Genomic DNA, 25,617 nt, shown 5'->3' on the forward strand with positions numbered 1-25,617 from the left:
TAATGGCATTAGAAATAACAGACGCAAATTTTGAGGAAACTGTATTAAAAAGTGACAAACCTGTAGTTGTAGATTTTTGGGCTGCTTGGTGTGGTCCTTGTCGTATGGTTGGTCCTATTATTGATGAAATAAGTACAGAATACGATGGTAAAGCCGTTGTAGGTAAAGTAGATGTTGACGCAAATCAAGATTTTGCTTCAAAATATGGTGTACGTAACATTCCAACTGTTTTGGTGTTCCAAAACGGAGAAGTTGTTGGTCGCCAAGTTGGTGTAGCGCCTAAAAAAGCATATACAGATGCTATCGATCAGCTTTTGTAATCGCTTATAAATAATAACACATGTATATAAAGGTTTGGCTTAGTGCTAAACCTTTTTTATTTTTAGAAGGTATTAAAAGTAATTCATGGATATAAAGGAAGAGTTACAACATGTAGGCGGGTTTGTTAATCTGGAATTGTTGGCTAAACAAGTTGTAGAAGGGTTTATAGCAGGCATGCATAAAAGTCCGTTTCATGGGTTTTCTGCAGAATTTGCTGAACATAAAATTTACAATCAAGGAGAAAGTACAAAACACATCGATTGGAAGTTGTATGCTAAGACAGATAAACTCTATACTAAACGTTACGATGAAGAAACCAATTTACGCTGTCATTTAATTATAGACCATAGCAGCTCGATGCATTACCCAGCTTACCCGAGTTTTTCTTTAAATCAGTTAAATAAGAGTGCATTCTCGGCTTTAGCTTCTGCGTCTATAATGTACATCCTAAAAAAACAACGCGATGCTGTTGGTTTAAGTGTATATAGTAATACATATGATTATTATGCTCCTGAAAAAGGGAGTGATAGGCATCATCATATGCTTATTAATCAGTTAGAACATATGGTTAAGTCTCCACCTAAGGCTAAAACAACAGATACTTATACATATTTACATCATATTGCAGAAAAACTTCATAAACGTTCTTTAATTGTTTTGTTTACAGATATGTTTCAAGAATCTGTAAATAATGATCAATTATTTGAAGCTTTAAAGCACTTAAAATATAATAAACATGACGTTATTTTATTTCATGTGTTTGATGGTGAAAAAGAAAAGCTATTTAATTTTGATAATACTCCAAAACGTTTTGTTGATGTGGAAACAGGTGAATATATTAATGTATATGCAGATAATATAAAAGCAAATTACGAGAAGCAAATGGTAGATTATTTTGCTGCTTTAAAGTTAAAATGTGCACAGTATAAAATAAAATATGTTGAAGCAGATATAAATAATAAATTTGATAATGTGTTGACTGCATTTATGTTAGAACGTTCCGGGTTTGTGTGATAAAAAAATAATTTAAAAAAACACATAAAAAATTTGTGTAGTTTAAAAAGCGTTGTATATTTGCACTCGCAATAACGCAACGGTCTGGTAGTTCAGCTGGTTAGAATACCTGCCTGTCACGCAGGGGGTCGCGGGTTCGAGTCCCGTCCAGACCGCAAGATTGCATTAAGCTCCATAACGTGGAGCTTTTTTTTGCAACAAAAAGAAGTTGTGTTGTTTAGATAGACTTAGTGTCTGTCTAAGGTTTACGTTGTTAAACCAATGAAAGGCTTTCCTTTTTTCAAATCTTGAAAATAGGGATGCTTTTTTATTTTAAGCCCTTTTGTGGCTCTAATAAATTGTTTTCTATGTGTTTATGTTTATTCTTTTTTTGAATTAAAATATCAGATAAAAAAATATGAAATATTATAGTTCAGTTATTAAAAAAGAGAGTATATTTGCACTCGCAATAACGCAACGGTCTGGTAGTTCAGCTGGTTAGAATACCTGCCTGTCACGCAGGGGGTCGCGGGTTCGAGTCCCGTCCAGACCGCAAGATTGCTTAAGCTCCATAATTTGGAGCTTTTTTTTGCAACAAAAAGAAGTTGTGTTGTTTAGGTAGATCTAGTGTCTATCTAAGGTTTACGTTGTTAAACCAATGAAATGCTTTCCTTTTTTCAAAAACTTGAAAATGGGGATGCTTTTTTGTTTTATAGGTATGCTAGATTGTTAAATGAAAAAACTGGAAACAAACTATTAGTTGTAGTTCCAGTTTTTAAATATTTGGAATAAGATTATGCAGGTCTAATATCTACAGCAACATTCATTTTATTTTTGCCTGTGCTATATACAACGCCTTTTAATGGTGGAACATCATAATAATCACGGCCCCAAGATACAGTAATGTGTTGGTTTTTTGGAATCTGATTATTAGTAGGGTCAAAATCTACCCAGCCAAAGGTTGGAATATAAACAGAGAACCATGCATGCGAGGCATCTGTACCCACTAATTTTTCTTTTCCAGGTGGTGGTAAGGTTTCTATATATCCACTAACATAACGTGCAGGTAAACCCATAGAACGCACACAAGCAATTGCTATTTGTGCAAAATCTTGGCAGACTCCTTTTTTTGCCTTAATAACTTCCTGTATTGGAGTTGCTATGGTACTAAATTCTGAATCGAATTTAAATTCTGTAAAAATACGTTGCATTAATTCAAAAGCAGCATCAAAAACAGAACGGTTTGGTTTGAATGATTTTTCTGCATAAGCTTTAACTTCAGGAGAAATTTGTGCTATAAATATAGAATCTAGTATAAATTGTTTTATGTCTATAAACTCTTTATTGTTTGTTTCTAAAATAGATAGTGCCTCTTTTAAGGTTATGGTCTTTCCTGTTTCGGATAGGTCTATATTGGGCTCTAGCTCATAATTTCTATCAATAATGCTTCGAGCTGTAACATTTAATTTTTTGTGATGCTGCTGAATTGAAAAGCGTGTGATTGTATTTCCAAAAAAATCTAAACGTTCTGTAATTTCTGAAGGTTTAGGGCTAATTTCCAACGTGTAATCTAAAAGTGTTTGCCCAACCATTGTTTTTGGTTTTAACGTAGCAATATTATGGCAAAAAGTAACGCCACTATCATAATCGTAACTGGTGGTATGTGAGACTTTAAATTCCATAATTATAAATTGAAATTTTGATTAACTAATTGTTTTTGTTGGTAAGAATGATTAAAATAAGTGTCTGAAATGGCTAATGACATTTCGTGAAGTAAATCACTAAGTACAGTTAATGCATCGTCTAAATTTTGCCTTATTACAGTGCCTTCTTTTATACTTAGTAAGGATTGTAAATTTAAATTTTGAATTAAACTATGAGCATCTGCAATGAACTTCTGGCAATCTGTAGTATCTCCTAAACTTTCAGGATGCGGTAATCTGTCTATATCTTTTTGAATACGTCTAAGCTGGTAAGCTAAAGATTTAGGATATTCATCGTCCAGTAAGATAAGTCCGATTACGTTTTCTGTGCTTAAATGCGAACGATAACTGTATCGGTAAATATTTAAACTTTCATGGCTAGAAAGTAAAGCCTCTAAAATTTCGTATTGAGGTTGTTCTTTATAATTTATTACTAATAGAGAACGGCATTTAGCAATACTCATCATAGATTGCTCGGATTGTAAACCAATAAAATATAAAAGTAAACCTTGTTCTACTAAAATACTTTCTTCTATAAGTCCCATAAATGCGATAAGTCTTGTAATAATCTTATCTAGTATTTTGACCATAGATTGTATGGATGTGTTTTCGTTAGCTTCTTCAATAAAAATTCTCCAATTTTTCTGAATTCCATCAAAAACACGCCACATGTCTTTAGACCATAAATTACGTAAAGTGTAATACGAATTGTTAAAGCTTGACAGTGTTTGCGCAAAACTTCCAATTCTATTTTTATCAATTAAAATAGAAAGGATTTCTTTTAAAGGATCTTCTAAAGCAGATTTTCCTTTTTCACCTATAAATCCAGGAAAGGTAGATGTAATGTGTGTTATAGATTTTAATAAACAAACCAAGCTATCAGACTTAACTTTTTGCTTGTTGTATTGTTCATTACTCATTTTATTTAGTACTGTTCTTAAATATCTAGCGGTCACCAATGCGCGACCTAAATACCGTCCAGACCAATAAAGGTTTTCTGCTGTATTACTTGGCAAGTCATTAATGCCTGAAATAGAAATTTTACAACTATTGTCCCAAGAATAATTTTGAATACTTGTTTGAGGTTTATCAGTAACAACCCAAAAATCTTTACTTACCCCTCCACGATGATTAGAAACAAACAGGTCTTCACGCTCGGCAGCGACTCTAACTAATCCGCCAGGCATAATTGAATATCCGTCGTTTTTAGCTATTGAAAATGCTCTGCACATTACCTTGCGAGGTTCTAATTTTCCATTAATAAAATCTGGAGCTGTAGAGAACATAATTTTTTCTTGAGCAACAAACACATAAGGGTTGGTAATAATTTCTTTTTTAAGTTTTTCTAGGTCTTCTTTCTTTAAAAACTCACAAAATACAATGCTTTCTCTGTTAGATCGATCTATACGTTTTAAAACTAAATTTGTTAGGTTTTCTAAAACGTAATCGCGTTCTTTTTTTTGACCACACCACCATGAGCCAATTTGGGGAAGAATTAAATCTTCTTTAAAAAAATATTTACAAACAGCATTCATAAATGGAATAAGGCCAGAGTTTTCTAAAATTCCGCTTCCTATTGGGTTTACAATAGTTACTTGTTGTTCTCTAACCACATCAAGTAAACCGGCAACACCTAAATAAGAATCTTCACGGAGTTCTAAAGGATCCATAAACACATCGTCTACGCGTTTTAAGATAACATCTACCTGTTTAAGTTCTTTTAAAGATTTCATCCATACTTTACCATCTCTAACAACCAAATCGTTTCCTGCAACTAAAGGATAACCTAAAAAAGAAGACATGTATGCATGCTCAAAATAGGTTTCGTTTAAGGGGCCAGGTGTAAGTATAACAATATTTGGATTGTCTCTGTTTTGAGGCGCTGCATCCAAAAGCATTTTGTTAAAATCTGAAAAGAATGTTGTAGGTGGTTTTACATGAATATCCTTAAATATATCTGGTAAAATACGGCTAGTTGCATATCTGTTTTCTAAAGCGTATCCCATGCCAGAAGGCGCTTGCGTTCTATCGTTAACAACCCACATTCTGCCATCTGGCCCACGGGCAAGATCTGCAGAATGGATTAATAAATTTTTAGCTGTTTTATATTGAATTTGATCGCACTGTCTTAAAAATCCACGATGTGCATATATAACCTCTAACGGAATAATTCCATTTTTTATAAGCTCGCGTTTGCCATAAATATCTTTTAACGTAAGGTTTAATAATTCCGAACGTTGTTGCATCCCTTTTTCAATGGTTTCCCATTCTTTTTCATGAATTAGAAAGGGTACAATGTTTAGTTGCCAAGAGCGGTGCATGCCTTTAGGGTCGTTGTAAACATTATACGTTACTCCGTTCTCGTCCATTAACCAATCCATCTCGTTTTGTTTTGAGATCATGGCTTTATTACCCATATGGGTAAGATTGTTTAGTAATTTTTCCCAATTTGGATTTACAGACATATTAGATTTTAAGACTTCGTCGTAATTCTTAAAGTCTGAAAAATAATTATCAAAAAGGGTGTTTTTATCAATGGGCATTAATTATCTATTTTTTTCTTAGATCTAAAGTATATGGAAACTCAAAATTAATTGGTTGTTCTATATATCTAAATTTACGAGAACCTTCATGGGTTTCTATATTTATACTAGAATTATTGTCGTCTTGTTCAATTTTTTCAACTTCAAAAATTTCGCCTTGTGTATGACCTTGATCCCAAAAACGATTAATACGTCTTGATTCTGCCTCATAACTATTTACAGGGTAAGTCTTATATGAACGTCCTCCTGGATGAGAAACAAAATAAGTACAGCCTCCAATAGCGCGTTTGTTCCAAGTGTCAATAATATCAAAAACCAATGGGGTATCTACATCAATTGTTGGGTGTAAAGAGGAGTGTGGATTCCAAGCTTTATATCTAATGCTTGCAACATATTCGCCTTTAACACCAGTGTTATTTAAATTTACTTTAACACCGTTGCAAGTTAATACAAATCTTTCTTCTGTGAAATGAGAAACTTTTACTTGTAAGCGTTCTACAGAAGAATCTACATATCTTGCTGTACCGCCACCTGTCATTTCTTCACCGAGAACATTCCAAGGTTCGATAGCCGCACGTAGCTCTAGGTTTATATTGTTTATTTCTACCATTCCATGTAATGGAAATCTAAATTCGAAAAATGGATCAAACCAATCTTCTTTAAATTTGTAACCTGCTTTATTCAGTTGGTTTACAATATCTTTAATGTCTTCTCTTACATAGTGTTCTGTTAAAAATTTATCGTGTAGTTCTGTGCCCCAACGTACTAAATTATGTTCGTAAGGTTTTTTCCAGAACCAAGCGACTAATGTTCTAACTAATAAATTTTGCATTAAGCTCATTTGTGGGTGTGGTGGCATATCAAAGGCGCGTAGCTCTAAAATACCTAAACGTCCGGAGGATGAGTCTGGTGAGTATAACTTATCTATACAGAATTCTGCACGGTGTGTATTCCCTGTTAAATCGGTTAAAAGGTGTCGGAATAATCTATCGGTTAACCAAAACGGGACTTTACCATTTTTAGGAATCTGGCTAAAAGCAATCTCCAATTCATAGAGGTTTTCCATTCTTGCTTCATCTATACGTGGTGCCTGACTTGTAGCCCCAATAAATGCGCCTGAAAACAAGTACGATAATCCTGGATGGTGTTGCCAAAATGTTAGTAAACTGCGTAACAGGCTTGGTTTGCGTAATAGTGGGCTATCTGCAGGAGTAATACCTCCTAAAGTAACATGGTTACCACCTCCAGTTCCAGTGTGTTTTCCATCTAACATGAATTTTTCAGTACCTAAACGAGATTCTTTAGCTAAACGGTATAATGTTAATGTGTTATGTGTAAGTTCTTCCCAGTTTTTAGCAGGCTGTACATTTACTTCAATCACACCAGGATCTGGCGTAATTTTCATGGATTCTAAACGGTTATCATGAGGTGGATTGTAACCTTCTAGTACAACAGGAATTTTTAATTCTTTTGCAGTAGATTCTATAGAGGCTATTAAATCTAAAAAGATTTCTGCAGAATCTAGAGGTGGTAAAAATAAATGCAATTTTTGATCTCTAACTTCTGCACATATAGCTGTCCTGATAAAGTAATTACAATCGTCTTGCGTTATTCCTTCTTCATTAACTTTTCGAATACGTCTTAAAACTTTGTTTTTATAGCTAGGTAGTTTCTTTTTCTTAGTAAAATTATCAGGCTGGTAGGTTGGGAATTCTCCTGTATTAGGTTCTCTTATAAGGGAGCCTAGCGGTAAGCGTAATCCTATAGGTGAATTTCCTGGTATTAAAAATAGGTGGTTGCGCCTAAATTGCCAGCTGTTGGTGTACCATTTATCTGATGTATTATTTAATGGCAATACATAACCTACGGGTTTAGATTTACCGTCGTTTAAAATTTGTTTTAGTTTGTCTTTAACGAGTAAAATACTATCGTCTTTTGTAGGATCTACATCTATTGGTAGTTTTCCTTCTTCCCAGATAAAATAAAATGCATCCTCGTAAGTAGGAAGTATATATTTATCTGTAATATCTAAATATTTAGTAAGGGTCTTTAAAAATAGTTTATCGGCATTTTCTGGTAAAGTTGTTTGGTCTGCAAATAAGGCTAATAATTTTTTATTCTGCCATATTTTTTTTCCGTCTTTTCTCCAACACATTTCAATCTGCCAACGAGGTAGTGGCTCGCCAGGATACCATTTTCCTTGTGCTTGGTGTAATACGCTACCATTATCGTATTCATCGTAAAGTTTAGCTGCTAAGGTTTTTGCTAGTTCGCGTTTATGTGGTCCATCTGCAGCGGTATTCCATTCGTCAGATTCCATATCGTCTATCGATACAAAGGTGGGTTCTCCTCCCATGGTTAATCTAACATCGCCTTTTTCTAATTCTTTTTCAACTTTAAAACCAAGTTTATATATGGCTTTCCATTGTTCTTCGGTGTAAGGTTTTGTAACACGTGGCGATTCAAAAATACGTTTTACAGAATTTTCAAATTCAAATTCGGTTTCGCAAATATCAGACATACCTGAAACAGGAGCAGCACTTTCAAAAGAAGGCGTACATGCTAGTGGGATGTGACCTTCTCCTGCTAATAGTCCAGAAGTGGCATCAAAACCAATCCAACCAGCACCAGGAAGGTAAACTTCTGCCCAAGCATGGAGGTCTGTAAAATCTTCTTCAGGACCAGAAGGCCCGTCCAGAGATTTTTCGTCGGATTTTAATTGAACTAAATAGCCAGAGACAAAGCGCGCACCAAAACCAAGATGGCGTAAAGTTTGTACAAATAACCAGGCATAATCACGACAAGACCCTGTTTTAATTTCTAGAGTTTCCTCGCAAGATTGTACTCCAGGATCCATGCGGATGTTATAATTTAAATAATCGTATATTTTTTTATTGATATCGATTAAAAAGTAAATTGTTTTCCTAGGTGTGGTGTCTATAGTTTTTAAGAAATTATCTAATAGCGGACCGCTTTCTGTGATTTCTAAATACGGTTGCAATTCTTTTTTCATTCTATCATCGTATGAAAAAGGATATTCTTCCGCACTCTTTTCAACAAAAAAATCAAAAGGGTTAATTGTTTTTAAATCGGCTATAATTTCTACTTCAATAGATAATTCTCTTGTTTTTTCAGGAAAAATAAGTCGTGCCAAATAATTCCCAAATGGATCTTGCTGCCAATTAAAAAAATGATCTTTAGGTTCTATTTTAATAGAATATGCTTCAATAGGTGTTCTGCTATGTGGGGCAGGACGTAACCTGAATATATGAGGAGATAAAGATACTAGCCTGTCGTATTTATACTTTGTTTTGTGAGAAATTACAATTTTTAATGCCATAAAGATTTCAATTAAAGACATTACAATTTAAGAGAATTTTATGCGATTTTTTAAAGAAGTTCTAAAAAAAAACAAAAGATTGTATTTTGTCTATAAATTATTATGCTTAAATGGTGTATTTGTAATTTTAAAGCATTTTTTTATCAAATAATATCGATATGATTTTTTTAATCTAGAATGAGCAATAAAAAATGTTAAGAGGAAGGTTTTATTTTTTTTGAAAGGGTTAGGAGGGTGAAATTTAGAATGTTTTTTCAATTAGTCGTTTGGGGTGTTGGGTTGTATCATTAATAATTTCAAAATCTATAACTCCTAAAAGTAATTCCTCTTCTGTTAAAACTTCTACTTTCCAAAGGCCTGGAATGATATTGTTTTTATAACTGTAACCACGGTAACCATTATTTCTGCCCCCAGTAATGTCAAAACGTATGTTGTCTAATGTTACCCATTGCTCTAAAGTACTGTTATACCAATTCCAGCGGTGAATTATTGATTTTTTTAATGCTGTAGGTGCAAAAATTGAAGAGAAAATATAAACAGGTTTATCTGGATTATGAATAAACTTAGAATTATAATCTCTCCAAAAAATATATTTTTCTTTTTGCTCGTAGGTTACAATATAATTATTGTTCTTTTTTACCACATTATGAGCTATAATTCCTGTTTGTAGAGCCAATGGCACGGGAGGTATAAGTTTAAAATGATAAAATATATTTATTGAAATGTATATAGAGAGAATGAGAGTTACAAGTTTTCCTAAACGTATTTCTTGTCGGGTTGAAGGGCTTTTTACATATATAAATGTGATGAGAATAATCGTACTAAACAAACTAGCTAGGCCAGAGATTAAAAAAATTGTAGGACTCATGGCTTTTATGAAAACAGGAATCATAAAAGTGAAAAATGTAAAGTTAATAAAGAAGTAAATACTAAACTGCAGATATTTGTTTGAAATACGTTTTTTTAAAAACTCATTAGCTAAAAATAAAGCAATTAAAATAATGAAAAATGAAACTGTTTTAGATAACGAAACGCTTCTTGAAAAGTAAATAACATAGGCACTAGAGAGGCCACCAAAAAAAAATTGTATGGCTAATGGGAAATAATCTTCTGCGCGTTTTAAAATGGTGTTTTCCCAAGCACCATCATCTGTTAAATTGTATAAATATAAGGTTAACGTTAATGCAGACATATGTAAACATAGCACAGTTAAATCGTAAACTCTATCTATGCGACCAAGCGTTAAAGAGTCAAAAATAAAACCACCAACAAAGAATATGATAGGCGCATATTTTTGGTGTCTTAAAATAAATTTATGAAAGCGACTTTTCTTATAATTATTCCACCTACTATTCATATTATACGGGTTCCATCTGTTTTTTATAATAGTATAAACTTACTGCTTTTTAAATTGATTTATTAACTATAATAATTGCGTTCTTATTCTTAACACCAAGAAATTATTATTTGTTTAAAATGTATAGTTTTAGAACCTTAAGCTAGTCTTTTATTCTAAAATATTAAATTAAGCGATTTTATTACCTTTAAAAATGAATGTATAGCGTCTTAAATTTTAAAAACTTGAATGATATGAGATATATTTTAAACAGTATTATGGTGTTATTAACGTTGTCTGTTGTAGCCCAAAACCCTAATTTTACATCTCAGTTATACAAAGAATATGCGCAGTATAAAGTTAAAGAATTTGATGCAAGACGGTTAAAACGGTAGGTGCTTCTATAGAAGGACGCGATATTAATTTGATAAGTGTTGGTAATGGGCCTATAAATGTGTTTTTGTGGTCTCAGATGCATGGCGATGAATCTACAGCAACGCAAGCATTATTCGATATATTTAATTTTTTAAATGGAGATCAATTTATAAATGAAAAACAACAGATTTTAAATTCACTGACATTACATTTTTTACCGATGTTAAACCCTGATGGTGCCGATTATTTAGCAGATGGTGCAATTGCAGTTGGAGAATCTGGATTGATGTTGCAACATATTATGAAAGAGAAATACATTCACAACTTCTTAAATCCTGAAACATTTGTAGATTTTAGACGTTATGATTTTTCTGATGAAGTGTTTAAAGGATTGTCAATTAGAGAAGAAGAGGATTCTGATGGTGATTATGCAGGGGAGTGGTTTAGACGCGCAACTTACCCAACGACTGAAGAGTATACTAATCCAGACAATGTAGCGGCTAATAAAGTTACTCCAGTAACACCTGTTTGGTGGGATGAATAATAAAATATAAGTGGTTAACTAAAAAAAGCGTTTTCAATAATTATGAAAGCGCTTTTTTTAATTTATCTAAATCGGCTTTGGTGTGATTAGCAGAGAGTACAATTCTGCTTAAAACATCTTTAGGAGTGGGATAATGAAAATGTGTAATTACTATGTTTTGCTTTAATAACGTCTCATAAAATCCAGGATTAAAATTATAAATATTTGGATAGTTATAATTGTATTTAAAAGTAGTATTAAACTGTAATCCTTTAAAAAAGTATTCTAAATTAGCTTTAAGCTTATCTTGTTGTTGCTTATAAATTGCTTGCGATTGTATATACGCCTCTAAATATGCAGGACTCATTCCTGAGGCTGTAGAAAACATTACCGTTGCTTTTATAGCGTTTATAAAGTTAGCATCTCCAGCAATAATACCTCCTGGTAATGCCATTGCTTTACCTAGAGAACTGACTAGAATTTTTTGATTTATATGTGTGGTAGGGATACTGTTAAAAACGCCCATGCCATTATCTCCTGTTATACCTAAGCTATGCGATTCGTCTACAAGTAGAATGATTTTTTTATGCTCAGGAATAGTTTTAAGAAAATCAAAATTTACAAAGGTTACATTAGTAGTCGGAATAGCGTCGGTACAAATAACAACAGTTTCAGGTGTATTGCTAACAAGGTTTGAATGTAGTCGGTTATCAACATATAAAGGCAAGCTGTTAGCTGCTAGTATTGCAGGATGTGTATTGGGATAATGATAAAATTGGGAGCATATTGTTGCTAAATATTCTAACACTAATTTTCCTGCTAACATGCCTGAGGACACGGTAACACAAGATTCAGTTTGTAACTGAGAAGCTAATAAGGTTTCGGCTTCATTAAAAACTTTTAATTTTACATTTGCATGTCTAGAACTTCCATAGGCTGTTCCCCATGTTCTAATACCTTTTATAATAGCTTCTTGAAAGGCGGGGAGTGTAGCCAGTCCTAAATAAGACGTGCCTCCAAAATAGGACATATTACTGTCGTTTATAGAGATTTTATCCTTGGGCGCCTTATTTACCTCCATACGTAATTACAGTAAAGTGACACCTGTCCCGTTTAAATTGCTATAGTGAGTTACTCCCTGATCTATTGTGATTCCTGTAGCAATATCTTTGGCTAATAACATAGCACCATCCATGTCTACATAATTTAATAACGGAAGTAAATGTGCTATTGCCGAAATTCCAACCGATGATTCCGTCATACAACCTACCATGGTTTTCATTCCCAATTGTCTAGCTTCAATTAGCATGTTGCGAGCTGGGGTCAAGCCGCCACATTTTACAAGTTTTACATTTACACCATGAAAATAAGTGTGACATTTTGCAATATCTTCACTTACCTGGCAACTTTCATCGGCTATAATAGGTAGTACAGAATCTTGATATAGTTTTTTATGGCCATCCCAATGGTCGGCTTTTAAGGGTTGTTCTAAAAACTCAACGCCAAGTGCTTTTAATTTAATGGCATTATCTAATGCTTCATCTACATTCCAACCGCAGTTTGCATCAATTCTAAAAACAGCATCTGTATGTTTTCTTAATTCGGTAACAATCTTAATATCTTCATTGGTTCCTAATTTAATTTTATAAATAGGCCAAGGCAATTCTTTCATTTTTGCGACCATTTTTTCTACAGTATCAATCCCAATAGTATAATCTGTTATTGGGTTGTTAGAAATATTATAACCCCAAAGCTCGTATAACTTCTTGTGTTGTTTTCGTGCATATAAGTCGTTGTAGGCTAAGTCTAAGGCGCATAAAGCAAACATATTATGTTTTAAAAGCGGATACATTTTTGCCCAAAACACTTCAGGAGTTTCATGAGTTGTAGCTTCAATAATAGGTCTTACTTTGGCTAGCTCCGTTTTCATTATGGGTACCGTAATATTGTAGTATGGGTTTGAAGTCGCTTCACCATAACCCGAAAATCCGTTGTCTTCTAACACAACAATTAAACTAGGCTGTACGTCTATAGATTCTCTAGAGATGGTAAAGGTGTGTTTTAATTGAAGAATGTAATCTTTTAAAATAAGTTTCATATACAAATGTCTTGTTACTCAAAAATACAGAATAATACGTTTTTATAGTTTTTAATATTTGTTTATTTTAAACACATGCTGTCTTTTTTTATAATAAAAATGCCTAACATATAGGTATGTTAGGCATTTGAAATAGAAACTTATTTGAGTGCTTAGATTTTTATAAGTTTAGATGTGTTTTCTTGTCCTATAGAGTTAATTATTTTAATAATATATAAACCAGATTTAAGTTCAGAAACATTAAAACTATGAGTAGTAGTAAAATGACCTTTAAATTGTTTTACAAGTTTTCCTGTAATGTCAAAAACACTTAAATGTGTTGAAGCTGTGCTGATTTTAAAACTATTTTGAGACGGATTTGGATAGATTGTAAAAGAATCTGAATGCACTACCTCGTCTACACTTAAACTTTGTGGTATATGATTTCCGTAAATCTTAAAAGTTCCAGGTTCTAAAGGAATGGCATTGGTTGCCGAAATTGAAGTATTTCCTGTTTCATCCATTAAATCGTACCAAGTGCCATTGCTAGGAAAATCTGGGTTTATTGTTTGTATGGTGGTGTCAAAATTTGCAATAATTACAACGTCATTTAAATCTGTTGAGGCTAAATCAGAATTCCAGATACGAATTCTAGGCGTTAAATCTCCAGAAGTGATGGTATACTCACCTTCAAAAACGTCTTCATTAATTTTTAGTTTATTTAATTTAGACCAAGTAGTGTAAACTGCAGTTCTGCTCTCGTCTCCTAACCAATTCTCTGTCCATTGAGGCTGAGGTTTTGTGCTTAACTTACATGAATCGTCTGTAGATACCGAGCCATCTGTACAGGTATAAATAGAATTATCCATTCCTAAATCTCCAAAATGCCATATCATTTTTGGTCCGGGAATAGTTAGCGTTATTGCACCTAAAGCCTCCATACGTTGTAAAGCTGTATTTAAATCTTTTACATTGTATGTTCCTGAAGATGCCCCATATTGTAAGTTTTTATACATTAAACGTTCTTCGTCATGACTTTCTGCATAGCCAACTAAACGATTTGCTACAAACCCGTGAGCATCGCTACCCATTCTTTCAAAATTTGAATCTGAAGCATATCCCATGGTAAGTTGATTGTATGGGTCTGTCATTTTTCCCCACATCATAACACCTTTGCCTTCATCAATTTTGTAGTTTGCCCATTCTTGTTCTTCGCTATCTTGACCTAAATGCTCAAAAATCACATATTGAGTGCTGTCCATATCCCAAGAATAATCGGCATATTGTTTTAAAATATCTACCCGATCTTGTTGGTAACTATTGGTGCAATTCTCATCTGAAGCAGTACAGTTTTGAGTAAAACCTTTGGTTAAATCCCAACGAAATCCATCAATATTAAATTCTGTAATCCAATGTTCTACCACACGTTTTACATAATATTGTGTTCGTGCTTGCTGGTGGTTAAAATCTGATCCTACACTATAACTGTGTGTGGCTTCTTGATTAAAATAAGGGTTTTCGCTACTAGGGTTTCCCCAACCATCACCATCAGCATCTTCCATCCATAAGCGAACCATTGGATTTCTACCATATGCATGATTTAAAGCTACATCTAAGATCACGGCAATGCCATTTTGGTGACATAAATCTATAAATTCTTTGACTTTGTTTTCTGTACCATAAAATTTATCTAGCGCCATATGAAACGATGTGTTATAACCCCAACTTTCGTTACCTTCATATTCCATGATAGGCATTAATTGTATGGCATTAATATTTAGGTTTTTGAAATAGTCTATACGATCTATTAAATCTTGAATGTTTCTATTGGCATCAAAATCACGAATTAAGACTTCATAAATCACCAAGTCTTCTTTTTTTGGTTTTTCAAAATTTGTTACTTGCCAATTGTAATCTGCCTTTCCGGTTTGTAAAACTGTAACTTCACGTTCTTGACCGGATGGATATTCTGGTAAATTTGGATAGGTTTCAGAAGAAATTTCAGGATCATCGAAGGGTGATAATACTAAGGTTGAAAACGGATCAGCTGTTTTTACCATTACAGGTGAGTTTGTAATAGGAGTCTCGTCTATAGCCCAGTATTGGAATGTTTCTATTTTTCCAGCTGTTAAACCTGTAAGTTCTAACCAGAATAAACCTGAAGTTGGATCTTGTTTCATCGCATAGTCTAGAGATGGAGACCAATTGTTAAAACTACCTGCAATATATACAACATCTTTTAATGGCGCATCTAATACTAAAGTTGCTTTAGTAGCATCGTTAGTATTGTAATTAATTCCGTTTTCCAGACCATTAGGCATGTTCTCCGTCAATACTCCAGGATTTATTAACGCAGAAAAGGTTTTAGTTGTTGAATTTGTACCTTGAGTTACCGTTAACGCATAATCCTGATTTGATGTGATGTTAGTGTGTGTATAGGTATAGGATGTAATGTTTGTTTTAGTGTCTAACACTGTACCGTTCGCTACAAGTGAATAATTTGCATTACCAGAAGTGTTAGATGCAGAAATTGTAATTTCACCTCCTGAAGTAATAAGCGTTGTACTATTATTTTCAGGTGAGTTTAAAGTGACTTGAAACGTCCCCACATTAATAAAAATATCTGAACAGCCTGTTGCTTTTAATTCTTGGTCTCCAGCTGCATTTCTAAACACCATACCTATTTTTGTTGCAGAATTTGCTTGAGCATCTGTTAAGTTGTAATATGTTTTCGGGGTAATGGTAATGCTCCATGTACCATTGTTATTATTTGTCATTTCACCAACACCATCATCTGTTCCCCAATTTCCAATGACATTGTAACCCCAAGGGTTAGCATCGTCTCCAATTCCAGAATGCATATATACCTTAGATGGATTACTTAAGGTATTACAATTGGTCTCTGTACTTAAAATATTTACAGTAATAGTTACGGCTTCTGAAGTGTTAAATGTAGTAGGGCTCGTGGTTACTTGAGCATATGTAAAGCTTGTAGTAACTAAAAGTAAAAAAGCGAGTAATGTTTTTTTCATAATGAATGGATTAAAAACAATACGGGCTGTGATATTAATGTCACAGCCCGTATTTAATTGCTATTTAGTTAAAGTATAAGTTGGATTAGAAGTATCTGATAAATCTAAAATAATATCGTAAGTACCCGCGGTAATTGCAATATTGTCTCCGCCATCATCTAAAATGCCATCAGCACCGGTGTCTCCATAATTTACTCCCCAATCGTTATTGGCTCTAAATTTCATTTCACCTGTAGTAAGTGTAACACCATTTAAATACCATATACCTTCAGTAGTGTAATCCATATTTAAGACTGTATCTGGGCCGTCCCAACCATTAGGAGTGGCATCACCAACAATTCCCCAAAGATTTTCAATAGCTTCTAAAGAATATGTTAAGTCGTTTAAATTTAAGGTTACAAGATAGTTTCCTGCGGTTACAGGAATGTTATCACCACCATCGTCTAAACTTCCGTCAGTATCATTATCACCATAATTAAAACTCCAATCATTATTTTTTCTGAATTTCATTTCTCCATCGGTTAGTGTAACGACTACACGCCATTGGTCTGATGTTGGATCGTATGTTAACGCGGTGTCTGGACCATCCCAACCATTAGGTGTGGCATCTCCAACAAGACCCCAAGTGTAAGCTTCAATTTTATAAGTTAAAGTTCCTGCATTAAAAGTTATTTTATAAGTTCCTGCAGTTACAACAATATTATCTCCGCCTTCTTCTAAAGTACCGTCTGCACCGGTATCCCCATAGTTTAAATCCCAACTATTGTTTTGTCTTATTTTAATTTCTCCATCTGTTAAGGTTACATAGGCATTAAAAATATCGGCTTCGCTAGTCGCATAAAATGGCATGTCTGGACCATCCCATCCGTTTTCTGTAGCACTACCAACAAGTCCCCATTCAGAAGATAAATCTAACGTATTTGCATATCCAGTGACGTTAATACTACTAATGTTAGATGTTGCTGCAACAGTTGAAGTTCCAATTATACTTACAACCTTAACATCAATAGTTGTTTCAATTTCAGATTCAATTTCTAAAGTTTGTAAAATAGTGTTTAAACCTTCGGTTAATAAGCTGTATTCTAAATTGTTTCCTGCATCTTTTTTAACTGCATTTTGGAAATTATTTCCAGCAACATCAAAGTAAACCATATAAGTTGGTATGGCTGCGTATCCGTAATCTGGTTCGGTCCAAGTTAAATTTAATGCGGTAAGACCTACATTATCTTTTAGTAATACTATATCTGTATTAGATGGTGTAAGTACGGTTGTAGCTGTATCGTTTAAAACCGTATCGGTATCGTCTGTGGTACAGCTGTATAATGCCAGGGTTACTAACATTATACTTAATATTTTTGAAATTATATTTTTCATATTATAATGTCTTTAGATTAGTATCCTGTGTTTTGTTCTAAATTTGGATTTATAGAAATTACGTTTGTTGGTAAAGGAAAGATTTCTCTATAAGATTCAACTCCATTTCCATCGCTTGAGCCTCCTTTAAATGGCCACACATAAGTGTCTGTAGTAAACTGGTCAAAACGTATTAAATCTGTTCTACGTAATCCTTCCCAATACAATTCTCTTGAGCGTTCATTTAAAATGAAACTTAAAGATAAATCTGAAATAGATATATTTCCAGAGTCATTACCATAGGCACGTGTTCTTAGTTGGTTTACTAAGTTTACAGCTGTACTTAAATCTCCGCCACCGCCACGTAAAGCCGCCTCAGCGTAGTTTAAATAAATTTCGGCTAATCTTATTAGAGGAATATCTGTATCTGCAAATTCTCCAGAGGTATCGTTGGCTTGGCTACCATCACTATTCACATTTGAGAATTTAGTTACAGCATACCCATCTGTAAAGGTGTTTGAAATGGTTGTAATCTCGTAGGCTTGTCCGTCTGTGTAAAACATTGCACGATGGTCCGACCAAGCTGTTGGGTAACCGTCACTATCTCTAGCAGTAATTGAACTTGAAAATTTATTAACCAATGCTTTTGTTGTTCTCAGACCAGCCCAACCTCCGTTAACACCATAAGCAAGCGGATCCATACTGCCACCTATTGCAGAGTGAATTAGAAATGTTGTACCACCGTAAGTAGTAGATTGTACTCCATCAAAATTCGCAGTAAAAATAAACTCATTTTGAGCCCCATTAGTATTGTTGTCTGCTAAGAACAATTCATCGTAAGCAGAGCCATTGCCGTTAACATCGTTAGTGTTTATTGAATAAGACGAGTTAATTACGGCATTAGAATAGGTTATACAATCTGCATATTTATCTTCGCCAATCCAAGTTTCAGCATTTAAATATAAGCGTGATAATAGTGCCCAAGCCGCAACTTGATCTACACGACCATATTCATTACTTTCTGCTAATAAATCTTGTATTTCTAACAATTCAGTTTCAACAAAACTAAACAGTTCTGTACGATCACTTTGCAGAGGTAATTCTGTAGACACTTCTGTTGTTAAAGGTACGTTTGCATATAAATCTATTAAATTATAGTAGGCATAGGCTCTTAAAAAACGTGCCTCGGCAATAAAAGTTTCTGCTTCTGCATCTGTTAAGGCAGAAGCATTGCTAATAAATGAGTTACAAAAAGAGACTTCCTGACCTAATCTGTAATACATTGCTTCTGAAAAATCGTTTCCTGAAGACCAGCTTAAGTTATGTAAGTCTGGTAAACCTGGGTCTCCCCATCCTACAACAGAGTGATCTGTAGTTAATTCGTTAAGATTAAAAAGCATACGTGTGTATTGCGAAAATCCTTCGTCTATACCTGAAATATCTGCATCGCCTGCAGGACCTTCTTGGCCGGTTAATGCTAAACTGGCATATAATTTTGCTAATGCACCTTTAGCTTCATCTATGTTAGCAAATACATCTTCTTCTGTAAAGCTATCTGGATCTATAGGTGTTTGGTCTAAATCGTCATGACAAGACACTATAGAGAGCGCTAAAGCGATACCAACTGTGAATTTATTTATTATATTTTTCATGAATTCTTTAATTTAAAAGTCAATATTTACACCTAATACGTATGTTCTTGGTCTTGGGTAGAAATTGTTGTCAATTCCGCCATATACTTCTGGGTCTAAACCATCGTAATCTGTTACTGTTAAAACATTTTGAACAGATCCGTAAAAACGGAAGGTTGTATTTTTAATGGCTTCTGTTAGAGTGTAACCTAATGTAATGTTGTCTACTTTAAAGAAGGAAGCATCTTTAACATAGTGGTCGCTTAATAAACCGTTATCTGTTAATGATTGGAATCCTGTATCGTAATAATCTGTATGTAGGTTTGTTAATATGCCATTTTCTGTAGCTCTATTTAATGTACCTGCTCTAGAGGCTACGTTATCGTAAATGTAGTTACCTATATTTGCTCTAGTAACAATAGCTAAATCCCATTTTTTATAACTTAAATTGGTGTTTAACCCCATAATTACATCTGCATACGGATCGTGATTAATATATTTATCGTCCTCGTTAATTACGTTATCTCCGTTTCGGTCTACATAAGCACCTTCAATAGGAGTTCCAGAACTATCATACACTTGTTGGTAAACTAAAAAGCTGTATGGAGCTTCGCCTTCTACATGTGTTTGCACTGTATTTCCTGTACCACCACTAATACCTCCAACAAATTGTTGGTCTGGAAGATTTGTAATTTCGTTGTCGTTAAATGAAATGTTATAGCCTAAGCTCCATTCAAAATTATCATTTCTTACAGGAATAACATTTAAATTAAATTCAATCCCTTTGTTTTCCATATCTCCAATATTAGCTTCAATTTGGTTTCCAAAATTGGTAAAAGGATCTACAAAAGAATTGCTAATTAAATCTTTTGTTTTCTTTGAGTAAACGTTTAAAGAACCTGAAATTCGTCTAGAAAAGAAGGCATAATCTATACCAATATTTAGGGTTTGAGCAACTTCCCAACGTAAATCTTCATTTAGCGCAGAAGGTCTATATGTTTGGTAAAATGAGTCTCCAAACTGGTAGTTTGCTGTAGATTGGCTACCTGTATAACTTGTGATAAATTTATAGTCGCCTAGACCATTTACGTTACCAACTTCACCATAACCTAATCTTAGTTTTAACTCGTTTATTGAAGATACATTTTCTAAGAAAGATTCTTTATTAATGTTCCATGCTAAAGCTGCAGAAGGGAAATACCCCCAACGATCGTCTGGATTTAGTTTAGAAGAAGCATCTGCTCTTAAACTCGCAGTAATAAGATACTTGTCGTTTATAGAATAGTTTAAACGTCCAAAATACGATAGTAATACATTTTTGGATTTGTCGATAAATTCATAATCTACACCATCTTCTTCATCTTCACTGTCGTAGCTATAATTATTATACTCAAAAGATTGGTATGAGTAACCTGCAACAGCAGTTAGATTATTTTCATTGATTTCTTTATCGTAGGTCACATATGCATCAAACAATTTGTTTGTAGCTTCTTGCGTATAACTTGTGCGAGATCCATTCCAAGTTTCATCTGGTGTAGGAATTAATTCAGACGTTACGGTTCTTCCATGGCTATTTTGTTTATCTATACCAATGTTTACTGTAGCTGTTAAATCTTCAAAGAAATGTAAGTTATAATCTACTTTAGCATTAGCAACTAAACGGCGTACTTCAGATGTGTCGTCAACCAAATCTAATAAGGCAACAGGATTTGTTGGCGCTAAGCTAGGTTTGTTACCTGTGTTTGGGTCTATCCATGAAAAATATCCGCCATATTTAGAGTTCTCATCGTAGACAGATTGTGTAGGGTCGAAATCGATTGCGGCCCCAATAGCGTCTTGATTAGCAAACGTGTTTTCTGTGTACATACCACGAGCATTTAAGTCTAATTTTAAATGATTATCTAAAAAACTAGGCTTTAAGTTTAAAGCTCCAGTAGTTCTTGTAAGATTGTCATTTTTAAGTATACCATCTTGGTCTGAGTATCCAATTGAAGCTCTAATAGGTACACCAAAAGCATTTCCTATTGCGCTGAATGCATGGTCAGATCCATAAGCATTGCTGTAAATTTCGTCTTGCCAATCGGTGTTTGAAGATCCTAGTAAAGCAATATTTTCTGCAGTTCCAGTTTCTTGAATAAGTGAGGTAAACTGCTCTGCAGACATTACATCTACTTTGTTAATAGGTGTAGAGACTGTTGCAGAACTGGTTAAACTAAATTTAAACCCACTATCTTTTCCTTTTTTAGTTGTAATTAAAATAACACCATTAGCAGCACGCGATCCGTAAATTGCAGTTGCAGAGGCATCTTTTAATACTACCATGCTTTCAATATCGCCTGGATTTATAAAGTTAAGAGGATTTCTAGATCCGCCAACACTACCGTTATCAATAGGAAAACCATCAATAACATAAAGCGGAGTACCCTCTAAAGATAAAGATCCTTGACCTCTAATAACAATATTCTGTCCTTCACCAGGTGCTCCACCACCAGACGTTACAGATACCCCAGCTACTTTACCGCTAATTAGTTGTTGTGCAGAAAGTACAGGACCATCGTTAAAATCGTCTGAATTTACCATGTCTACGGCTCCCGTTAAATCTTCTTTTTTAACGCTACCATATCCAATCACTACAACTTCATCTAAAACAGCAGTGTCTTCAGTAAGTTTTACATTTAATGTGGTTTGTCCTGTATAAGTGATGTTTTGAGATTTATAACCAATAAAGGAAAACTCTAAAATGTCGCCTTCATTTACTTTGAGTGAGTAATTTCCGTCGAAATCTGTTGCTGTACCAGTACGTGTTCCTTGCACAATTATATTTACTCCAGGAATGGGTAAATTTGATGTGTCTTCGGAAACATTTCCTGTTACGGTTGTTTGCGCCAAAACTAGTGCTGGTGCAAAAAACAATGCCAGTAATAAACTGTTTAAAAATGTTTTCATAGAATATGAATTAAATTAAATCTGAATTAGTTTGGTTTGTTTTTACTTTTACTTCTCGAGATTAAAATTATGTAAATTTTATGTTAACACGAATTTTGTTTTTGCGATATCCTTAACGTAAACGTTTTCGTGTTAGTAACTTTTTTGTATTTAACAGTTTTTAGGTGTTTTAGGTGTTAATTATTAAAAATTGACAAGATTGTAATATCTTTACAAGACATAAAAACTAGCTATGAAAAAGAAAGTGACCCTAAAACAAATTGCTAAAGAATTAGACGTATCTATTGCAACCGTGTCTAAAGCGTTGCGTAATAGTAAGGAAATCAGTGAAGATACCAGAGATAAAGTGAAAGCGTTTGCTAAACTGTATCATTACAGGCCTAATAATATTGCTTTAAGCCTAAAAAACAGAAAAACTAAAACCATAGGGATTTTAATTCCAGAAATTGTACATCATTTTTTTTCGAAAGTGATTCAAGGGATAGAGGAGGTCGCTAATAAAAAAGGGTATAATGTTATTATTGGTTTGTCTAATGAATCTTTTGATAAAGAGGTGATTAATATGGAGATGTTAGCCAATGGTAGTATAGATGGTTTTATTTTGTCCATTTCAAAAGAAACATTACAACAACAAGATTACCATCATTTTAATGAAACGATAAGTCAAGGTATGCCTATTGTAATGTTTGACCGAATTGTTAATGAAATAGCCTGTGATAAAGTGATTGTAGATGATATAAAAGGAGCTAAGAAAGCAGTGGTTAAGCTTATTGAGAACCAATGTAAACACATTGCAATAATCACTACTAAAGATTATGTAAGTGTAGGGCGTTTACGAACCCAAGGGTATATTGAAGCTTTAAATGAGTATGATATTGAAAGTCAATCTGATTTAATTTTAAAAGTAGATGATAAGTTAGTTTCTGAAGATTATATTGATGTTTTAGAAAAAGAAATTTTGGATTTGTTTCATAACAATCCAAATATTGATGGTGTGTTTGCCGTTAATGAATTGTATGCAATTACCGCCATGAAAGTGGCTAGAAAATTAGGGAAGCAAATTCCTGAAGACTTACAAGTTATAGGTTTTACAGATGGTGTTTTGTCTCGTCATGCTATGCCTAGTCTTACAACAGTGAGTCAGCATGGAAAAAAAATAGGAGCTGTAGCGGCCGAGTTATTAATAGAAAAATTAGAGAATGAAGTTGAAGAAGAGCGTGTTAAAACCGTGGTGATTGAAACCGAATTGATAGAAAGAGAATCTACTAAATAAAATTTAACATCGCTTATTTAAAATCTTTTGTATCTTAGCACCGTAATCAAAACTTTTACTTCTCACTAATAAGTTTTGATAAGTATATCGCTTATCAATGGTATTCATTTAAATATACTATTAATGAAAAAGCGTGCCCTCAGTTTCTGGGAAATTTGGAACATGAGTTTCGGATTTCTAGGCATACAATTCGGATTTGCATTACAAGGAGGCTTTATGTCTCGAATATTTCAAACTTTAGGAGCCGATAAGGAGGCTATTCCATTATTATGGATTGCAGCGCCTTTAACCGGTTTATTAATTCAGCCCATAATTGGATATTTAAGCGATCGGACCTGGAGTCCGCGTTGGGGAAGACGGAAGCCCTTTTTTCTTATAGGAGCTGTATTAAGTTCCTTGGCTTTACTACTTGTACCACACTCTCCTGTATTATGGGTTGCAGCTGGTTTTTTATGGATTTTAGATGCTTCTATTAATGTGTCCATGGAACCATTTAGAGCGCTTGTAGCCGATAAATTACCTGACTCTCAAAGGTCCTATGGTTTTGTGGTTCAAACTTTAATTATTGGTATAGGAACTTGGGTTGCAAGTAATTTACCTTGGATGGTTTCAAAAATTGGTGTTAGCGATGCCGCACCAATGGGGATTGTACCCATGTCCGTTAAAGTAGCTTTTGCAATAGGCGCTGTAGTGTTTATGGTAAGTATCTTATATACTGTAATTACTACGTCAGAATATCCTCCAGAAGATATGGAAGCTTTTGAAAAAGAAAAGGCTAAAAAAAATCAGTTTGTATCCGATATTACAAATAATATTGGAAACATGCCATCTACAATGAAAAAATTAGGCGTAATTCAGTTTTTTAGTTGGTTTGCCTTTTTTACAATGTGGAGTTTGGCTAATCCTGCTCTAACAGAACATGTGTATCATACGCCTGCTCCTGTAGAATCTGCTTACGATTTTTCAATTCCGGAACAAGCAGCAGCCTTTGATGTAGAAAATACAGCATTCCAAAAATCATCAAATTTAGTAGGCTCATCAATGGGTGTCTATGGTTTATCGTCTATGGTCTTTGCTTTAGTTCTGGCTTTTTATACTTCAAAAAAACGTATAAATCGTAAATACGTACATATGTTCTCGTTATGTTTGGGTGGTATCGGATTTTTATCCATGTATTTTTTACCGTCTCCAGAATTTTTAAAATATTCATTTATACTTGTCGGAATTGCTTGGGGAAGTATACTATCTATGCCTTATGCCATGTTATCCAGTGCAGTAGATCCAAATAAAATGGGTGTTATTATGGGAATTTTTAATATGTTTATAGTAATTCCGCAAATTATTGCCGCCATTGGAGGAATCAATTTTGTATCCAACTTATTAGGAAGCGAAACTATTAATGCCATGTTGGTTGCTGGGTTCAGTTTAATTATTGCTGGACTTTGTAACTTATTAATTACCGATAAAAATGCCATATCATATCAACCAGAATTAGAAAACTCATGAAAACAAAAGGATTTATCTTCGACTTAGACGGTGTTATTGTAGATACTGCAAAATATCATTTCTTGGCTTGGAAAAATTTAGCCAATAGTTTGGGATTCGATTTTACAGAAACTCAAAACGAACAACTTAAAGGTGTTAGCCGTGTAGAGTCACTAAAAAAAATATTAGCTTGGGGAGAAACTACGGTTTCTGATGAAAAATTTCAAGACTTAATGGCTCTTAAAAATACAGAGTATTTAGAGTATATCAATAAAATGAACAATTCTGAAATTCTTCCAGATGTGCCTCGTGTTCTAGACTATTTAATAGCTAAAAATCAAGGTGTATCATTAGGATCTGCAAGTAAAAATGCTAGAGTAATACTAGAGAAAGTTAACCTGCTAAATAAATTTAAAACAATAGTAGATGGTAACGATGTAACTAAAGCAAAACCAGATCCAGAAGTATTTTTAAATGCCGCTAAATCATTAAATATAAATCCGGAAGATTGTGTGGTTTTCGAAGATTCTGTAGCAGGTGTACAAGCTGCAAATACTGCCAATATGATTTCTATAGGTATTGGAAGTAAAGATGTATTACATGAAGCCGATTATGTTTTTAACGACTTCACAGAAATTTCAGATGCTTTTGTTGAAGCACTTATTACTAAATAGAAAATTAAGAAA

General features: G+C 33.8%; 17 protein-coding genes and 2 tRNA genes. 9 read left to right on the forward strand and 10 right to left on the reverse strand.

What is annotated here, in order from left to right; genetic code table 11:
- Nucleotides 1-2 precede the first annotated feature (2 nt).
- From trxA to FNB79_RS05955, 4 genes are all read left to right on the forward strand, one after another.
- Nucleotides 3-320, forward strand: a complete 318-nt coding sequence (gene trxA / locus FNB79_RS05940) for a thioredoxin (RefSeq protein WP_103190861.1) — start codon at nt 3-5, stop codon at nt 318-320.
- Nucleotides 321-405: 85 nt separating this feature from the next.
- Nucleotides 406-1,335, forward strand: coding sequence for a DUF58 domain-containing protein (locus FNB79_RS05945; protein ID WP_143380440.1), 930 nt, complete (start codon nt 406-408; stop codon nt 1,333-1,335).
- Nucleotides 1,336-1,416: 81 nt separating this feature from the next.
- Nucleotides 1,417-1,490, forward strand: a tRNA-Asp gene (locus FNB79_RS05950).
- 303 nt (nt 1,491-1,793) lie between these two features.
- Nucleotides 1,794-1,867: transfer RNA gene (locus tag FNB79_RS05955), tRNA-Asp, on the forward strand.
- Between the two features lie 241 nt (nt 1,868-2,108).
- On the opposite strand, the gene FNB79_RS05960 is transcribed toward FNB79_RS05955, so the two are convergent.
- The 4 genes from FNB79_RS05960 to FNB79_RS05975 form a co-directional block, all read right to left on the reverse strand.
- Entirely contained in the window at nt 2,109-2,996 is an 888-nt protein-coding gene (locus FNB79_RS05960) for a transglutaminase family protein (RefSeq protein WP_143380441.1), read from the reverse strand.
- 2 nt (nt 2,997-2,998) lie between these two features.
- Nucleotides 2,999-5,560, reverse strand: a complete 2,562-nt coding sequence (locus tag FNB79_RS05965; protein WP_143380442.1) for a circularly permuted type 2 ATP-grasp protein — start codon at nt 5,558-5,560, stop codon at nt 2,999-3,001.
- A 7-nt stretch (nt 5,561-5,567) separates the two neighbouring features.
- The gene (locus tag FNB79_RS05970; protein WP_143382570.1) at nt 5,568-8,900 is read right to left on the reverse strand and encodes a transglutaminase family protein; all 3,333 of its coding nucleotides are present in this window, start codon (nt 8,898-8,900) and stop codon (nt 5,568-5,570) included.
- A gap of 241 nt (nt 8,901-9,141) precedes the next feature.
- Nucleotides 9,142-10,257, reverse strand: a complete 1,116-nt coding sequence (locus tag FNB79_RS05975; RefSeq protein ID WP_143380443.1) for a DUF2914 domain-containing protein — start codon at nt 10,255-10,257, stop codon at nt 9,142-9,144.
- Nucleotides 10,258-10,490: 233 nt separating this feature from the next.
- Between FNB79_RS05975 and FNB79_RS17190 the strand changes: the two genes are divergently transcribed.
- Nucleotides 10,491-10,631 (forward strand): hypothetical protein, encoded by a 141-nt coding sequence (locus FNB79_RS17190; RefSeq protein ID WP_185967848.1) that lies wholly within the window; start codon nt 10,491-10,493, stop codon nt 10,629-10,631.
- A gap of 29 nt (nt 10,632-10,660) precedes the next feature.
- Nucleotides 10,661-11,155, forward strand: coding sequence for a M14 family zinc carboxypeptidase (locus tag FNB79_RS05980; protein ID WP_246073336.1), 495 nt, complete (start codon nt 10,661-10,663; stop codon nt 11,153-11,155).
- 40 nt (nt 11,156-11,195) lie between these two features.
- On the opposite strand, the gene FNB79_RS05985 is transcribed toward FNB79_RS05980, so the two are convergent.
- The 6 genes from FNB79_RS05985 to FNB79_RS06010 all read right to left on the reverse strand — a co-directional run bounded on the left by FNB79_RS05985 (nt 11,196) and on the right by FNB79_RS06010 (nt 22,173).
- Nucleotides 11,196-12,215: an aminotransferase class I/II-fold pyridoxal phosphate-dependent enzyme gene (locus tag FNB79_RS05985; protein ID WP_143380445.1), complete on the reverse strand. Its 1,020-nt coding sequence runs from the start codon at nt 12,213-12,215 to the stop codon at nt 11,196-11,198.
- A 6-nt stretch (nt 12,216-12,221) separates the two neighbouring features.
- On the reverse strand, nt 12,222-13,232 hold the full coding sequence (locus FNB79_RS05990) for a dipeptide epimerase (protein WP_143380446.1): 1,011 nt from the start codon (nt 13,230-13,232) through the stop codon (nt 12,222-12,224).
- Nucleotides 13,233-13,384: 152 nt separating this feature from the next.
- Nucleotides 13,385-16,243 carry an alpha-amylase family glycosyl hydrolase gene (locus tag FNB79_RS05995; protein ID WP_143380447.1) on the reverse strand — a complete coding sequence of 953 codons (2,859 nt, stop codon included), beginning with the start codon at nt 16,241-16,243 and terminating at the stop codon, nt 13,385-13,387.
- 60 nt (nt 16,244-16,303) lie between these two features.
- Nucleotides 16,304-17,584, reverse strand: coding sequence for a SusE domain-containing protein (locus FNB79_RS06000; RefSeq protein WP_185967849.1), 1,281 nt, complete (start codon nt 17,582-17,584; stop codon nt 16,304-16,306).
- A gap of 50 nt (nt 17,585-17,634) precedes the next feature.
- On the reverse strand, nt 17,635-19,248 hold the full coding sequence (locus FNB79_RS06005; RefSeq protein ID WP_143380449.1) for a RagB/SusD family nutrient uptake outer membrane protein: 1,614 nt from the start codon (nt 19,246-19,248) through the stop codon (nt 17,635-17,637).
- 12 nt (nt 19,249-19,260) lie between these two features.
- Nucleotides 19,261-22,173 (reverse strand): SusC/RagA family TonB-linked outer membrane protein, encoded by a 2,913-nt coding sequence (locus tag FNB79_RS06010; RefSeq protein WP_143380450.1) that lies wholly within the window; start codon nt 22,171-22,173, stop codon nt 19,261-19,263.
- 232 nt (nt 22,174-22,405) lie between these two features.
- Between FNB79_RS06010 and FNB79_RS06015 the strand changes: the two genes are divergently transcribed.
- The 3 genes from FNB79_RS06015 (at nt 22,406) to pgmB (ending at nt 25,605) form a co-directional block, all read left to right on the forward strand.
- Entirely contained in the window at nt 22,406-23,446 is a 1,041-nt protein-coding gene (locus FNB79_RS06015) for a LacI family DNA-binding transcriptional regulator (protein WP_143380451.1), read from the forward strand.
- Between the two features lie 123 nt (nt 23,447-23,569).
- Nucleotides 23,570-24,952, forward strand: coding sequence for an MFS transporter (locus tag FNB79_RS06020; protein WP_143380452.1), 1,383 nt, complete (start codon nt 23,570-23,572; stop codon nt 24,950-24,952).
- Entirely contained in the window at nt 24,949-25,605 is a 657-nt protein-coding gene (gene pgmB, locus FNB79_RS06025) for a beta-phosphoglucomutase (protein WP_143380453.1), read from the forward strand. Before FNB79_RS06020 ends, pgmB begins: the two co-directional genes overlap by 4 nt.
- Nucleotides 25,606-25,617 lie beyond the last annotated feature (12 nt).

It is taken from the genome of Formosa sediminum (genome assembly GCF_007197735.1).
Classification (GTDB): domain Bacteria; phylum Bacteroidota; class Bacteroidia; order Flavobacteriales; family Flavobacteriaceae; genus Formosa; species Formosa sediminum.

Excerpts from the sequence above, each read along its gene's own strand:
- trxA (WP_103190861.1), top strand. The coding sequence starts at position 3 with ATGGCATTAGAAATAACAGACGCAAATTTTGAGGAAACTGTATTAAAA.
- FNB79_RS05945 (WP_143380440.1), top strand. The coding sequence starts at position 406 with ATGGATATAAAGGAAGAGTTACAACATGTAGGCGGGTTTGTTAATCTG.
- FNB79_RS05960 (WP_143380441.1), bottom strand. The coding sequence starts at position 2,996 with ATGGAATTTAAAGTCTCACATACCACCAGTTACGATTATGATAGTGGC.
- FNB79_RS05965 (WP_143380442.1), bottom strand. The coding sequence starts at position 5,560 with ATGCCCATTGATAAAAACACCCTTTTTGATAATTATTTTTCAGACTTT.
- FNB79_RS05970 (WP_143382570.1), bottom strand. The coding sequence starts at position 8,900 with ATGGCATTAAAAATTGTAATTTCTCACAAAACAAAGTATAAATACGAC.
- FNB79_RS05975 (WP_143380443.1), bottom strand. The coding sequence starts at position 10,257 with ATGAATAGTAGGTGGAATAATTATAAGAAAAGTCGCTTTCATAAATTT.
- FNB79_RS17190 (WP_185967848.1), top strand. The coding sequence starts at position 10,491 with ATGAGATATATTTTAAACAGTATTATGGTGTTATTAACGTTGTCTGTT.
- FNB79_RS05985 (WP_143380445.1), bottom strand. The coding sequence starts at position 12,215 with ATGGAGGTAAATAAGGCGCCCAAGGATAAAATCTCTATAAACGACAGT.
- FNB79_RS05990 (WP_143380446.1), bottom strand. The coding sequence starts at position 13,232 with ATGAAACTTATTTTAAAAGATTACATTCTTCAATTAAAACACACCTTT.
- FNB79_RS05995 (WP_143380447.1), bottom strand. The coding sequence starts at position 16,243 with ATGAAAAAAACATTACTCGCTTTTTTACTTTTAGTTACTACAAGCTTT.
- FNB79_RS06000 (WP_185967849.1), bottom strand. The coding sequence starts at position 17,584 with ATGTTAGTAACCCTGGCATTATACAGCTGTACCACAGACGATACCGAT.
- FNB79_RS06005 (WP_143380449.1), bottom strand. The coding sequence starts at position 19,248 with ATGAAAAATATAATAAATAAATTCACAGTTGGTATCGCTTTAGCGCTC.
- FNB79_RS06010 (WP_143380450.1), bottom strand. The coding sequence starts at position 22,173 with ATGAAAACATTTTTAAACAGTTTATTACTGGCATTGTTTTTTGCACCA.
- FNB79_RS06015 (WP_143380451.1), top strand. The coding sequence starts at position 22,406 with ATGAAAAAGAAAGTGACCCTAAAACAAATTGCTAAAGAATTAGACGTA.
- FNB79_RS06020 (WP_143380452.1), top strand. The coding sequence starts at position 23,570 with ATGAAAAAGCGTGCCCTCAGTTTCTGGGAAATTTGGAACATGAGTTTC.
- pgmB (WP_143380453.1), top strand. The coding sequence starts at position 24,949 with ATGAAAACAAAAGGATTTATCTTCGACTTAGACGGTGTTATTGTAGAT.